This is a genomic window from Streptomyces sp. TRM70350 (genome assembly GCF_019219825.1).
In the GTDB taxonomy this organism is placed as follows: Bacteria; Actinomycetota; Actinomycetes; order Streptomycetales; family Streptomycetaceae; genus Streptomyces.
Window position 1 is genome coordinate 579,331 of the sequence record NZ_JAHUXH010000001.1, and the last position, 13,906, is coordinate 593,236.

Consider the following 13,906-nt stretch of genomic DNA (forward strand, 5'->3'; position numbering starts at 1 on the left):
GGTCGGCGTACCGGGCGGTCGGCTGGTTTTACACCGCCAGCAAATCGTCCACCGAGCCCCGCCCGGCCCGCTCCGCCGTGGCCACGGGGCCGTCCTTCGCCGCCGCGTAGCGGCCGGTGGTCAGCGCCCACTCGTAGTTGCCGTTGATCCAGTGCTGGATGGCCTCCACACCCATCCGCACCCGGGTCCGCTCGTCCTCGTCGAGGCCCAGCTCGTCGCACATCCGCGGCACCCCGGCCTCCAACTCCAGGTACTCGTCCAGGCAGTCGGTCGTCATCCGGTACGCCGCGTCCGCCGCCTCCCGCCACGAGCCGCCCCGCTCCTTGTGCAGCACGGCTATCAGATTGTGGCCGTCGCCCCGGCGTCGCTCGCGCTCGAAGGAGTGGATGTCGTTCATGAAACCTATGGTGTCCGCGGCCAGGTCGCGCATCCGTTCCATCAGCGGATGCGCCATCGCCTGCGCCGGCACCTCGAAGCGGCGGCTGCGCTCACCGGCGTCGATGCTGTGGTGGATGCCGACCGTACGGCGCCGGAAGACGGCGTACGCGTCCGGCCCCAGCGACCCGGCCCGTCCCTGCGCCGCCAGATCGACCTCCTCGACGTGCGCCGCGAGGAAGCGGCCCCAGGAGGCCGCGAACCGCGTCTGCCAGGTCAGGGACATGCCATCCGAGAGCTGTTCCCAGACCTCGGCCCAGGCCACCGTGATCGGGCAGACCACCCGGGGCGGGCTGCCCGCCGGACGCAGGGGCGTCACGATGAGCTCGCGCGCCACCTCCGCGATCCGGTCGGCACGGTCGGGCCGGCCGGCGTCGAACTGGTCGTCGAAGAGGAAGGCCAGCGAGAACCAGTTCATCAGGACGACCATGTCGTCCGCCGACGCGTACGGGTAGGTGCGGGCCGCGGCCTGGGGCAGGTCCCAGGACTGGTACTCCTCGAACCCGGCCTGGCTGCGCACCAGCCCCCTCTCCCGCACCCAGCGCAGATGGCGCTCGCGGGCGTACTCCAGATGGTCGCTGACGGGGGTCTCGAAGGGGAGGTCGAACCGGACGTCCTGAGGCATGCGCTTCCTTTCGGGAGACGGACCGCAGAGTCCCCCCGCCCTGCGAGCGGACGGCCCGCACGACCGCCCACGCACTCGAACTGAGCTTCGCTGGCCGAAAGTTGACCCGAGAAGCGTTCGAAGGCTGCCCAGAGCGTAAATGATCTACACCGTGACACGACCGTGATCTGGGTTACTGCTCAAGGCACTTGAGCCGCGTACAATCCCACCTCCCCCAGCACACCCGGCAGTTGACGGACCGCACAGACGCTCAGGGGTGCCTGAAACCGGCGGGCCGGGATATCCGCAAGGACAGGGCGGCGGGACAGCACCGTCCCGGGCCCCTGGACCCTTCGGAGGAGAGATGTCAGTGGTGACCGCGGGCGTCGTGGTGCTCGACTGTGCCCAGCCCGAGAAGCTTGCCCAGTTCTACAAGGAGCTGATGGACGCCGAGGAGACCGACGCGACCGCCAACCGCGTGGAGATCAGGAGCGCGGACGGCACCCGCCTGGCGTTCCGGCGCGACGCCAACGCCACGCCGCCGAGCTGGCCGCGCCCCGAGAACTCCCTCCAGGCCCATCTGGAGCTCGTGGTGACGGACCTGGACGCGGCCGAGCGCCGGATCGTCTCGCTGGGCGGGCGTCCCGTGGACACGAAGGACTCCGCCGGGCCGCTTCAGGAGCGCGGCTATGCCGACCCGGCGGGCCACTCCTTCACCCTGCGCCATGCCCTGCCCACGGCGCCGAAGCAGGGCTGAGCCGGGCCGGTGCTGCCCGGCCGGGTCGCCCTCGGGGTCAGTCCCGGCCACCCCTCTGCGCCGACGGCCACACGCCGGTCGAGCGCTCGATGGCCTTCGCCCCGCCGCGGTCCACGGCGCTGCGCACGGCGGCGAAGATGGCGCCCTGAACCGCGGCGGCCAGCAGGATCTCGCCCCAGCCGCGGTCCGGGTCCAGCGCGTCCGGCGCGTCCTCCTCGTGCCGGATCGCCATCCACGTCTTGCGGAAGGCCAGCCCGGCCAGCCAACCGCCGGCCCACCCCAGCATCCATCCGACGGGCTGGTACGCGAGGGGGAGCTTCTGCTTCTTCTTTTTCTTGGCCACCTGGGTCTCCTTGGTTCGTGATGGACGGGCAGGAGCGGTACGGACTGTGCGGGCCGCGCGCTGCGGCAGGGTCAGGGCCGGCCGGTCGCCGGGACCTCCTCGCCCGGGCGCACCGGCCCCGGCGGGGTGCCGTCCCCGAACGGGCGCCCGCCGAGTTCCTCCCGGTGATGCGGCGTCAGCCAGCCCGCGAGATCCGGGCCGAGCGGCACGATCCGGGTGGGGTTGATGCCGGTGTGCACCTGGTAGTAGTGCCGCTTGATGTGGTCGAAGTCGACGGTGTCGCCGAAGCCGGGTGTCTGGAACAGGTCGCGGGCGTACGCCCACAGCACCCGGTTCTCCGTCAGCTTCCACCGGTTGCACTTGAAGTGGCCGTGATACACCGCGTCGAACCGGCCCAGCGTGGTGAACAGCCGGATGTCCGCCTCGGTGATCGTGTCGCCGACCAGATAGCGCTGCCGGGCCAGCCGCGGGGTCAGCAGCTCCAGCCGCCGGAAGACGGCCGAGCAGGCGGCCTCGTACTCCGCCTGCCCGGTGGCGAAACCGGCCCGGTACACGCCGTTGTTGACGTCCTCGTAGACGTCCGCCATCACCTCGTCGATCTCGTCCCGCAGTCCCTGCGGGTACAGGTCCGGCGCGCCCTCCCGGTGCAGGGCGGTCCACTCGGTGGCGAAGTCGAGGGTGATCCGCTGATAGTCGTTGGTGACCAGTTTCCCGGTGGGTACGTCGACGATGGCCGGCACGCTGACACCGCCCGGATAGTCGGTCTCCCGCTTGTCGTACGCCTCGCTGAGGAAGCGGATGCCGAGGACCGGGTCACGGCCGTCCGGGTCGAGGGTGAAGCGCCAGCTGCGGTCGTCCTGGACGGGGTCGGCGACGGCCATCGACACCGCCGCCTCCAGCCCCAGCAGCCGCCGCGAGATCACCGCGCGGCTCGCCCACGGACAGGCACGACTGACCACCAGACGGTAACGCGCCGCCGCGACCGGCCAGCCGTCCCGCCCGTCCGCCGTGATCCGGTCCGCGAAGTGGCTCTTGGACCGCTGGAACGGCTTCCGGCCGTACGCCTTGTTGCCGTCACCGTTTCCGTCACCCTGGCCGCTCATGGCCTCGATCCTCCCTACTGTGGGCAGTGCTGCCGACCGGGTTCCCCGAGTTTCCCTGTTTCCGCCCCCGCCACGGTGTGATCCGTCCCGACGGGGGCAACCGGCGGTGGTGAGCGGGACATCCACGGAAGCATCGAAGGACGCACAAAGGCAGGGGGCCAAGGCCGGGAGGAGGAGTCCGGATCCCAGCACCGGCCCCAGGACCGACCGCAACTCCGATCGCAGGACCCGCGTGACCGTGCTCGTCGCGCTCGCGGCCAACCTGGTGATCGCGGTCGCCAAGGCGGTCGGCGGCGTGATCGCCGGGTCGCCCGCCCTGCTGTCGGAGGCGGCGCACTCCGTGGCCGACAGTCTGAACGAGGTCTTCCTGCTGGCCGCCCTGCGTCGCAGCCGCCGCCCCGCCGACCGGCGGCATCCCTTCGGCTACGGCAAGGAGCGGTTCTTCTGGTCGCTGCTCGCGGCCGTCGGGATCTTCGTCATGGGCGGCTGCTTCTCCTTCTTCCAGGGCTTCCAGGCGCTCACCCAGGGCACCGACGAGACCTTCGACGGCTATGTGGCCGGCATGATCGTCCTCGGTGTCGCCCTCCTCGCCGAGGGAGCGTCCCTGCTCCGCGCGCTGCACCAGCTGCGCCGGCAGGGCGTCGCCGACGGCCTGCGCGACCCGGCCCTGCGCACCGTCGTCGCCGAGGACGGCACCGCGGTGCTCGGCGTGACGCTCGCCGTCACCGGCATGGCGCTGCACCTGGCCACCGGCGAGGTGGTGTGGGAGGCGTCCGCCTCGCTGGCCATCGGCGCGCTGCTGGTGTACGTGGCCTACCGCCTCGGCAAGGACGCCCGCACCCAGCTGATCGGCGAGGCCGCGGACCCGCAGGCGAGCGGCAGGATCCGTGCACTGCTCCGGGCGCAGCCCGAGATCGACAGCGTCGAGGCCCTGTTCACCATGAAGACCGGCATCGACTCGGCGCTGGTGGCCGCCCGCGTCGACCTGGTCCCCGGCCTGGACAGCGAGCGGGTCGAGGAGGTCGCCGTACGCATCAAGCGGTCGATCGCCCGTACCGTGCCCGAGGCCGACCAGATCTTTCTCGACGTGACCGACCGGCCCGCCCGGGAGGCATACGAAAGCCCCGCCGCGACGGGGGAACGCGGCGGGGCCTGACGTGCGGGTGCCCCGCACCTACGCCTTCATGCGTCACGGGGCCAAAAAACCCACAAGGATCCGGCTCAGTCCCTGTCGACCGGTTCGAGCACGAACACCGGGATCTCACGGTCGGTCTTCTGCTCGTAGTCGGCGTACGGCGGATACGCGGCCACGGCACGCTCCCACCACTCCGCCTTCTCCGCCCCGGTGACCTCCCGGGCCGTCATGTCCCGCTTCACCGGGCCGTCCTGGAGCTCCACGTGCGGATCCGCCTTGAGGTTGTGGTACCAGACCGGGTGCTTGGGCGCCCCGCCCTGCGACGCCACGACGGCGTAGCGCCCCTCGTGCTCCACCCGCATCAGCGGCGTCTTGCGGATCTTGCCGCTCCGCGCGCCCCGGGTCGTCAGCACGACGACGGGCAACCCGGTGTCCATCAGGGTCGTTCCCCTCGTACCGCCGGAGCTCTCGTACAACTCCACCTGCTCACGCACCCACTGCGTCGGACTCGGCTCGTACTCGCCCTCAAGTGGCATGGCAACCGTCCCATCCTCGTGTACCGAACCCGGCTATCACCGTGCCTCAACACTGACAAACGCGGGATTCATCCACCCCGGCCGACACTCCCGGCGCCCGCGATGACCTCCCGGGTAAATCGCGCCACGGTCGAGGAGCTGCTGCGCAGGATCGGCCAGGGCGACCCCGACCACATCGCCGAGCTGTACGCCGCACACGCCGACTGGAAGCTGAGCTGGCCGGACGACGAGCACCGCCGCGCCGCCGCGCCGTGGATCACGCGGCGCGGCACCCGCGGCCACGCCGCCGCCCACACCGCGAGTTGGCCGCTCACCACGTCCCCGGCGGAGCGGACACCAGGATCGAGCGCATCCTCGTCGACGGCGCCGACGCCGTCGTCCTCGGCGAGATCCGCCCGACGGCCCGCCCCACCGGACGCCCCTACCGCGCCCGGTTCGCCCTGCACCTCACCGTCGAGGACGGCCGGATCGTCCGTCACCACGTGTACGGGGACAGCCTGGCGGTGGCCCAGGCCTTCAGCGCGGCGAGCCGAGGCCGTCGAGCACTGCCAGGCGCAGCCGCCGCAGCCGCGCCGGGTCGGCGACGACCTCGTAGGAGCCGATCCGGTCGCCCTCGACGGTGACCGTGAGGACGTACAGCAGCCGTCCGCGGGGGGGGCGACGACGATGCCGACGTGACCGTCGACGAGAGCGGTGGCCGCGTACCGGGACCGCTCGCGCAACCGCACCGTCCCCTCGGCCACCGCACGGGCGCCCCGCAGCTCGGGAGCCACGCCGGGCGGCAGGACGGCGGGGTCGGCCCGGCGGACCACGTCCGGGGCCAGTACGTCGAGCAGCGCGCCGATGTCACCGCCGCGGGCGGCGGCCAGGGCCGTGCGGCCCCGCAGCATGTCGAGGCGTATCCGGGACACCACCGTCGTCAGCCAGGCCGCCAGGTTGCCGACGCCGCCGCCCGCGCGGCTCAGCCGCAGCCACGCCTCCCGGACGGCACCGTCCGCCTCGTCGGGCGGGCCCAGCATCCGGAACGCGACCGCCCGCAAGCGCCGCGCTTCGCCTCGAACCGCGCCGCCGGTTCCTCCTGGCCGCCGATGGGTCAGCGCGCTCCGGTCTGCTCCGTCCCTCCCTTGACGAACCGTCCCCCGGGGAGGTGACACCCGACGCGAGCAGCAGCACCCCGTCTCGGGTCACCGAGGCTCAGTGCGGGCCCGGCGGGTCGAACTCCGTCCCGCACGGACCCGCACCCTCGCTCTCCGGCAGCGCCACCCGGTCGCCGCTCATCGTCAGGGTGCGGTAGTAGCCGCCGATGCGTTCGGTGGAGCGGCCGACGTAGTGGCCGATGAACGAGCGGCGGAAGCGGTCGGTGGCGCGGTTCGGTCCGGAGCCGTGCACCAGGCTGCCGTTGAAGAACAGCACGTCACCCGGCCGCATGTCGACCGGTACGGGCGTGAGCCCGGGCGGCGGCGGCACGTACTCACGCGCGAAGGACACCTCCGCGTCCGCCTCCTCCGGGCAGAAGATGTCCATCCGGTGCGTGCCCGGCACGACTTCCAGACCGCCGTTCTCCCGGTCGATCACATCGCAGGCCACCCACGCCGCCACGCACGTGCCCGGCTCGACCCGCAGATAGAAGTTGTCCTGGTGCAGCGCCTGCCCCCGGGCGCCCGGCGGCTTGAAGTAGAACATGCTCTGCGCGGCCAGCACCTCCTCGCCGAGCAGCACCTCCAGCACAGCGCGCAGCCGCGCGTCCAGCAGGAACCGCAGCGCCAGGTCGTTGATCTCGTGCGGGTGCATGACCCTCGGGTGGGCGGCGAGCGGATCGTCGCCCGCACGCGGCTCGAAGTGCCCCGGCACGGGCCCGGCCGCGTGCAGCGCCGCGAACTCCGCGCACAGGCGGTCGATCTCGTCGTACCCGAACAGCCCGCGGACGACCGTGAAGCCGTCCTTCTGGAACCGTGCGAGCCCCTCCTGGGTCAGGATGGGATGACCGGCGGCGCCCATGTCCGTGGCTGTCATGCGTCCACTCCTCGGTGAGGTGTCCTCGGTGCACCACGCTAGGCCGGTACGCCGCCCGGGAGGATGTCCATGAACACTGACGGCTTGCCCGGGACTGCTGCCCCCGGCGATCCTTCGCCGCCGCCCGGCCTGGTGGTGGTCGGCCACTTCGACCAGTCTCCGGGCTACACCGTCGATCGGCCACGCGGCGCGGACAGCTGGCTGTTCACCTGGACGACGGGCGGCCGGGGCCGACTGCGCCAGGGCGGCACCGAGACACGGGCGGGCGCGGGAGACCTGGTCGTGCTCGCGCCCGGCGTCCCGCAGGGCTACGGCGTCGCCCCGGGCGCGCGCCGCTGGCGCTTCTGGTGGGCGCACTGCCAGGCGCGACCGTCCTGGCTGCCCTGGCTGCGTCCGTACGACGCCGGGGACGGCGTCCATGTCGTCGCGCCCGTCCCCGCCCTGCTGCACGGCCGCGTGGAGTCGGCGTTCCGCCGGATGCTCGCCGACGCCCGCTGGACGGGCGTGGCGGCACCGCCCGCGACAACGCCCGCCGACGACCGGGTCGCCGTCGCCCACGGCACGGCGGCCCATGAGCTGGCGCTCTGTGCCCTGGAGGAGGTCGTCCTGCTCACCGCCGCCGCCGCGCGCACCCCGGTGCCCCCGCCGGGCGTCGACGCCCGGGTACGCCGGGCCCAGGCGCTGATCGCCGCCGACCCCGGAGCCCCGCACACCGTCCGCTCGCTGGCGGAGGCGGTCGCGCTGTCCCCGTCCCGGTTCGCGCACCTGTTCGCCCAACAGGTCGGCGAGCCCCCGATGCGAGCCCTGCGCGCGGCGCGCCTTCGGCACGCCGCCCGGCTGCTGGAGGGCACCGACCTGTCCGTGGAACGCGTGGCGGCGGCCTCGGGGTTCGCCAGCCCGTTCCACTTCAACCGGGTGTTCCACGAGCGCTTCGGAAGCCCTCCCGGCGCGTACCGTGCCGCGCACCGGTGACGCGGGGCTCGGCGACTCGGGTGACAGCGGGCCCCGCTGCGGTCACGCGGCTCACCCTCCCACGACCGGAGCGACACCCACGTTCGGGCCGATGTCCACACCGAGCAGCACCGCGAGCACCGCTCCCGGACAGCGCCTGCCCGAGGGCGTCGGCGCGCGAACACCGGCCGCTCGGGCGCCCGGTACGGCGGCAGCGCGCAAACCGTCCCGTAGCCCTACTCCGCCTCCACCATCGCCAGTTCCGCCCAGATCGTCTTGCCCTCGGGCGTGTGCCGGCTGCCCCAGCGCTGGGTGAGCTGGGCGACCAGGAGCAGGCCGCGGCCGCCCTCGTCCCAGATCTTGGCGCGCCGCAGATGGGGGGCCGTGTGGCTGGTGTCGGACACCTCGCAGATCAGGGTGGCCGCGTCGTGGATCAGCCGGAGGCGGATCGGGTGGGAGCCGTACCGGATGGCGTTGGTGACCAGTTCGCTGACCACCAGCTCGGTGGTGAAGGAGGCCTCCTCCAGCCCCCAGGTGCCGAGTTGGTCGACGACCTGCCTGCGCACCGGGGCGACCAGCGCCGGATCGGCCGGGATGTCCCAGGTCGCGACCTGCGAGGCGGGCAGCCCCTGGGTGCGCGCCAGCAGCAGGGCCACGTCGTCGCCGACGCCGCCGGTCGGCAGCATCAGGTGCAGGATCCGGTCGCAGGTCTCGTCCAGGGAGGCGGACGACTGCGACAGGGCCTCGCGCAACAGCTCGTGCCTGCCGCCCGCGTCCCGGGCGCGGGACTCGGTCAGCCCGTTCGTGAAGAACGACAGCACGGTGCCCTCGGGCAGATACAGCTCGGCCGCCTCGAACGGCAGCCCGCCGAGGCCCAGCGGCGGCCCGGTGGGCAGCTCGACCTCCTCTACGAGCCCGCCCGGCCGCACCATGAGCGGCGAGGGATGCCCTGCCCGGGCGAGCGAGCAGCACCGGGACACCGGGTCGTACACGGCGTACAGACAGGTCGCGCCCACCTCGCCGGAGCTGCCGTCGGCACCGGCCTCGTCGGACAGCCTCAGCACCAGGTCGTCGAGGTGGGTGAGCAGTTCGTCGGGCGCGAGGTCGATGTCGGCGAGCGTGCGCACGGCGGTGCGCAGCCGCCCCATGGTGGCCGAGGCCTGGATGCCGTGGCCGACGACGTCCCCGACCACCATCGCGACCCGCGTCCCCGACAGCGGGATCACGTCGAACCAGTCGCCGCCCACCCCGGCCCGCGCCGCCGGCAGGTACCGCGAGCACGCCTGAACGGCGGCCGTGCTCGGCAGCGACTGCGGGAGCAGGCTGCGCTGCAGGGCGAGGGCGGTCTCGCGCTCCCGGGAGTAGCGGCGGGCGTTGTCCATGCAGACGGCGGCGCGGGCCGTTATCTCCTCGGCCAGCATCCGGTCGTCCGGCGTGAACGGCGCGGGGCGGCGGAACCGGGTGAGCACCGCGACGCCCAGGGTCGTGCCGCGCGCCCGGATCGGCACGGACATCGTGGAGTGGATGCCGTACTTCCGCACCTGCTCCCTCCGGGCCCTGTCCCAGGACAGCCACTGGGCGAGGGCCTCGGACGACATGTCCGCGATGATCGTCCGGCCGGCCAGCAGGGAGTCGGCCTGCGGCGAGCCGGCGGGGTAGACGTCGGGCCGGCCCGGCTGCACCACCGCCTCGGGGCCCGGACTGATCGACTGGTGGGCTGCCCGGCGCAGTGTGATCGGCGCGGTCAGTGGCCCGGCGGCGGGCTCGCCCGTGGGCTCCCGCGGGTCGAGCAGGTCGACGCTGCAGAAGTCGGCGAGCCCGGGCACGCAGACGTCCGCCAGTTCCTGTGCCGTCCGGGTGACGTCGAGCGTGCTGCCGACCCGGACGCTCGCCTCGTTGACCAGCCGGAGCCGCTCGCGGGCCAGGTGCTGCTCGGTGAGGTCGTGCACGGCGACGCACACCCCGCACACCCGTCCCGCCGCGTCGGAGATCGGCGCCATCCGGCCCAGCCAGGCGCTCGACCGGCCGTCCTCGCCGACCGGGACGGAGGTGTAGAAGTCGTGCACCCGGCCGGTGGTGAGTACACGGTGCAGTTGCTGCTCGATCTCCTCGCTCTGGAGCCGGCCGCTGAGCTCGGTCACGCGCAGTCCCCGGATCCGCTCCTCGGGCAGTTTGAGCACCGCGGCCAAGGCGTCGTTCATCCGGTGCAGCCGGAGCCGCTCGTCGTAGATCGCGACGGCACAGGGGGACTGGGTGAGCTCGGCCCGGTCCAGCGGATCGTCGTCCGGGCGGGCCCGGGCACCCTCCAACGGGGTGACGACGAGCCAGTCCCCGGCGCCCCCGCCCGGCCCCGGCCGCTGGTGGGCGAGCAGCCACACGGACACCGTACGGCCGTCCCGGTGGCGCAAAGTGAGCGTTCCGTCCCAGCGGGATCCCCGGAGCGTGGGCGCCCTGCCCTGGACCAGCCGCGCGGCGAGCCGCCCCACGACCTCGTCGGCCGCCCAGCCCAGCAGCCGCCGGGCCCCCTCCCCCCACTCGGTCACCCGGCCGTCGGCGTCGATGACGGCCCGGGCCGTTGCGGCCTCGTCGATCGGGTACTCCGAGGTCATCGTCGTCACTCCGTCGCGCATACGCACAGTGAACAATCGAGTCACTCAGGCTCCAGCCTAGTGCGTCGCGCTCCGGCGCGAACCTGGTCGCAGGGGCCGTCCGACGCACCGGTCAAGAGCCGGATCCGGCCGATGTGACCCGCGGGACAGAAGGACCTCACCGCACCCTTGACGGGCGTGAGTGGCAGACCGTCAGAATCTGTTTGTTCACGATCAGTTGTGAGTACTTCTGGGCCCTGATGAGGGAGAGTCGCCATGACGGTCACGCGCAGATCGGTTCTGATCGCCGGTACGGCCGCCCCGGCCGCCGGCGCGCTTGTGGGCACCCCCGGTGCCCGGGCCGCCGACGCCGCCGGGCACGCCACCGGCCGCCGTGGCGTCCCCCTGCGCGACGGCTGGCGTTTCGCGCTGGTCAACCCGGGGGGCACCACCGACCCGACCGGTGCCTACGCCGACGCCGCCGACCCCGGGTACGACGACTCGGCGTGGCGCGAGGTCGCCGTACCGCACGACTGGAGCATCGAGCAGATCCCGACCACCGATCACGGCACCACCAGCGGCACCGGCTTCTTCCCCGGCGGCCTCGGCTGGTACCGCCTCGCCTTCACCCTGCCGCCCGGCTGCGCGGGCAAGCGGATCGCGGTGGAGTTCGACGGCGTCTACATGGACGCGTACGTCTACTGCAACGGCCGCGAACTCGGCCGCCACCCCTACGGCTACACCGGTTTCGCCTTCGACCTCACCGACCTGGTGCACACCGACGGCACCACCCAGAACGTCCTCGCCGTCAAGGTGCAGAACCAACTCCCCAGCAGCCGCTGGTACTCCGGCAGCGGCATCTACCGCGAGGCCCGCCTCGTCGTCACCGAACCCGTGCACGTGCCGCGCTGGGGCACATACGTCACCACGCCCCAGGTCACCGAGGAGCGCGCCCTGGTGCGGGTGCGCACGGACGTGGTGAACGCCTCCGGCACCGCGAGACCCGTCGAGATCAGCTCCCGCATCACCGGCCCCGACGGCCGCACGGTCGCCCGGACCAGCTCCACGGCCGACGTGACCGACCGCGCCACGGAAACCCACGAACTGACCGTCCCACGGCCCGAGTTCTGGGACTTCGACACCCCCCACCACCGCTACACCCTCGTCACCGAGCTGCGCGTCGACGGCGAGACCACCGACACCTACCGCACCCCCTTCGGCATCCGCACCTTCCGCTGCGACCCCGACGAGGGCTTCCACCTCAACGGCACCTACGCCAAGCTCAAGGGCGTCGACCTCCACCACGACCTGGGCGCGCTCGGAGCGGCGACCCACATCGACGCCGTCCGCCGACAGTTGACGATCATGAAGTCGATGGGGGTCAACGCCCTGCGCACCTCCCACAACCCGCCCTCACCGGAGGTGATCCGGGTCTGCGAGGAGCTGGGCATCGTGCTGCAGGTCGAGGCCTTCGACTGCTGGCGGAGGGGCAAGAACCGCTACGACTACGGCCGGTTCTTCGACGAGTGGTGCGAGCGGGACGCCACCGAGATGGTCCTCGCGGCCCGCAACTCGCCCGCCGTCATCATGTGGTCCATCGGCAACGAGGTCCCCGACTCCACCTCCACCGCCGGGCTCGCCATGGCCGACCGGATCATCGCCGCCATCAAGGCCGCCGACGACACCCGCCCGCTGGTCATCGGCTCCGACAAGTACCGCCGCCTGCCCGCGAAGGGCTCGGCCGCCGACCTGATGCTGGCCAAGCTGGACGGCCTCGGCCTCAACTACAACACCGCCAAGTCCGCCGACGCCCTGCACGCGGCCTACCCGCACCTGTTCCTCTTCGAGTCGGAGTCGTCGTCGGAGACCTCGACGCGCGGCACGTACCAGGAGCCCGAGCGGCTCAACACCGGCGAGAACCACACACCGGGCAGGCGCGCCACCTCCTCGTACGACAACAACCTCGCCTCCTGGACGATGAGCGGCGAGTACGGGCACAAGAAGGACCGGGACCGGAAGTGGTTCACGGGGCAGTTCCTGTGGTCGGGCATCGACTACATCGGCGAGCCCACGCCGTACGACGTGTTCCCGGTGAAGGCGTCCTTCTTCGGCGCGGTCGACACGGCCGGGTTCCCGAAGGACATGTACTACCTGTTCAAGAGCCAGTGGACGAGCGAGCCGATGGTCCATCTGCTGCCGATGAGCTGGAACCACGCCAAGGGGGAGACGGTCGAGGTCTGGGCGTACGCCAATGTCGACACCGTCGAGCTGTTCCTGAACGGCCGGTCGCTGGGCGTGCGGCGGTTCGACACCAAGAAGACCACCGACGGGCGGACCTACCTGGAGACCACCGAGGCCACGGGCGACGACAAGACCTTCACCGACGGCCCCTACCCCGGCAGCTACACCAGCCCGAACGGCAGCGCGGGCAAGCTGCACCTCACCTGGCGGGTGCCCTTCGAGCCGGGGGAGCTGAAGGCGGTGGCGCGCAGCGACGGCAAGGTGGTCGCCACGGACGTGCTGCGCACGGCCGGAGCCCCGCACGCCGTCCGCCTCACCACGGATCGCACGTCCCTGGCGGCGGACGGGCGTTCGCTGGTCTTCGTGACCGCCGAGATCGTCGACGCCCGGGGTGTCATGGTGCCGGACGCCGGGCATCTCATCGCCTTCGACGTGAGCGGCGGCTCCCTCGCCGGACTCGACAACGGCCGTCAGGAGAGCGCCGAGCGCTACCAGGCGAGCACGCGGACCGCCTTCCACGGCAAGGCACTCGCCGTCGTCCGCGCGGGCGGCAGGCCCGGCATCCTGAAGGTGACCGCCCGCGTGAAGGGCCTGCGGACCGGCACCGTGACCGTGCGCACGACGCGCGCCCGGTCGGCCGCGACCACCCCGGCGCCGCAGTTCGCGCCCGACCACCCGGCCCCGCTGAACTACCCGCACGCCGACGCCAGTTACTCCGGCCGCCCCGACACCCTGCCCGCCGCCATGCTCGACGGCGACCCGGCCACCGGCTGGTCCAACGGCTTCCACAAGGCGGCCACCGCCCTGCTGCCCGCCTTCGACGGGGCCCGGGCGCGGGACTGGGTGTCGGTGGACTGGGGCCGGGCGCGCACCTTCGACCGGGCGGAGGTCTGGTTCACCGCGGACGCGACGCACAGCCTGCCCGCGGCCGTCGAGGCCGAGGTGTGGGACGGGCGCCGGTACGTGCCGGTCAAGGACGTGTCCGTCGACTGGGCCACCGCCTCCGGCGCGCCGACGGTCATCACCTTCGCGCCGGTCCGCGCCTCCCGGTTGCGCCTCACCCTCACCAGCCGGTACCCGGGCGAGGCCCGGGGCGCGGTGCGCATCGGCAAGCTGGAGGTCCCGGCCGGCTGAGCGCGGTCCTACGCCGAACGGTCCCGACGGTCCGGACGGAAAAGCAGTACCGTCCGGACCGTTGAC

10 protein-coding genes and 2 pseudogenes are annotated in these 13,906 nt (G+C 72.6%); 5 read left to right on the forward strand and 7 right to left on the reverse strand.

Annotation, left to right across the window (positions count from 1 at the left end; genetic code table 11):
* Positions 1 to 28 precede the first annotated feature (28 nt).
* Positions 29 to 1,060: a 7-epi-alpha-eudesmol synthase gene (locus KWI83_RS02695; protein WP_218512574.1), complete on the reverse strand. Its 1,032-nt coding sequence runs from the start codon at positions 1,058 to 1,060 to the stop codon at positions 29 to 31.
* A gap of 343 nt (positions 1,061 to 1,403) precedes the next feature.
* On the opposite strand from KWI83_RS02695, the gene KWI83_RS02700 reads away from it, so the two are divergent.
* Positions 1,404 to 1,796, forward strand: a complete 393-nt coding sequence (locus KWI83_RS02700; protein WP_218512575.1) for a VOC family protein — start codon at positions 1,404 to 1,406, stop codon at positions 1,794 to 1,796.
* A 37-nt stretch (positions 1,797 to 1,833) separates the two neighbouring features.
* Here the strand turns inward: KWI83_RS02700 and KWI83_RS02705 are convergent, their stop codons facing one another.
* Together KWI83_RS02705 and KWI83_RS02710 are read right to left on the reverse strand one after the other, a co-directional pair.
* Positions 1,834 to 2,139 carry a DUF4235 domain-containing protein gene (locus KWI83_RS02705; protein ID WP_218512576.1) on the reverse strand — a complete coding sequence of 102 codons (306 nt, stop codon included), beginning with the start codon at positions 2,137 to 2,139 and terminating at the stop codon, positions 1,834 to 1,836.
* A 71-nt stretch (positions 2,140 to 2,210) separates the two neighbouring features.
* Positions 2,211 to 3,242, reverse strand: coding sequence for a glutathione S-transferase family protein (locus KWI83_RS02710; RefSeq protein ID WP_218512577.1), 1,032 nt, complete (start codon positions 3,240 to 3,242; stop codon positions 2,211 to 2,213).
* A gap of 232 nt (positions 3,243 to 3,474) precedes the next feature.
* Between KWI83_RS02710 and KWI83_RS02715 the strand changes: the two genes are divergently transcribed.
* Entirely contained in the window at positions 3,475 to 4,398 is a 924-nt protein-coding gene (locus tag KWI83_RS02715) for a cation diffusion facilitator family transporter (protein WP_308121969.1), read from the forward strand.
* A gap of 65 nt (positions 4,399 to 4,463) precedes the next feature.
* On the opposite strand, the gene KWI83_RS02720 is transcribed toward KWI83_RS02715, so the two are convergent.
* Positions 4,464 to 4,913: a nitroreductase family deazaflavin-dependent oxidoreductase gene (locus KWI83_RS02720; RefSeq protein WP_218512578.1), complete on the reverse strand. Its 450-nt coding sequence runs from the start codon at positions 4,911 to 4,913 to the stop codon at positions 4,464 to 4,466.
* A 102-nt stretch (positions 4,914 to 5,015) separates the two neighbouring features.
* On the opposite strand from KWI83_RS02720, the pseudogene KWI83_RS02725 reads away from it, so the two are divergent.
* Positions 5,016 to 5,437: pseudogene (locus tag KWI83_RS02725) on the forward strand (nuclear transport factor 2 family protein); the annotation flags it as partial.
* Here KWI83_RS02725 and KWI83_RS02730 read toward each other — a convergent pair.
* Positions 5,430 to 6,003 (reverse strand): annotated as a pseudogene (locus KWI83_RS02730) (sigma factor). The pseudogenes KWI83_RS02725 and KWI83_RS02730 overlap by 8 nt on opposite strands.
* Before the next feature lie 104 nt (positions 6,004 to 6,107).
* On the reverse strand, positions 6,108 to 6,926 hold the full coding sequence (locus KWI83_RS02735) for a phytanoyl-CoA dioxygenase family protein (RefSeq protein WP_218512579.1): 819 nt from the start codon (positions 6,924 to 6,926) through the stop codon (positions 6,108 to 6,110).
* A 69-nt stretch (positions 6,927 to 6,995) separates the two neighbouring features.
* Here KWI83_RS02735 and KWI83_RS02740 point away from each other — a divergent pair, with 69 nt between their 5' ends.
* Positions 6,996 to 7,898 (forward strand): helix-turn-helix domain-containing protein, encoded by a 903-nt coding sequence (locus KWI83_RS02740; RefSeq protein ID WP_218512580.1) that lies wholly within the window; start codon positions 6,996 to 6,998, stop codon positions 7,896 to 7,898.
* Between the two features lie 215 nt (positions 7,899 to 8,113).
* Here the strand turns inward: KWI83_RS02740 and KWI83_RS02745 are convergent, their stop codons facing one another.
* A complete protein-coding gene (locus tag KWI83_RS02745; protein ID WP_218512733.1) occupies positions 8,114 to 10,486 on the reverse strand; it encodes a SpoIIE family protein phosphatase in 2,373 nt (790 codons plus the stop codon).
* A gap of 255 nt (positions 10,487 to 10,741) precedes the next feature.
* Here KWI83_RS02745 and KWI83_RS02750 point away from each other — a divergent pair, with 255 nt between their 5' ends.
* Positions 10,742 to 13,840 (forward strand): glycoside hydrolase family 2 TIM barrel-domain containing protein, encoded by a 3,099-nt coding sequence (locus tag KWI83_RS02750; protein WP_218512581.1) that lies wholly within the window; start codon positions 10,742 to 10,744, stop codon positions 13,838 to 13,840.
* Positions 13,841 to 13,906 lie beyond the last annotated feature (66 nt).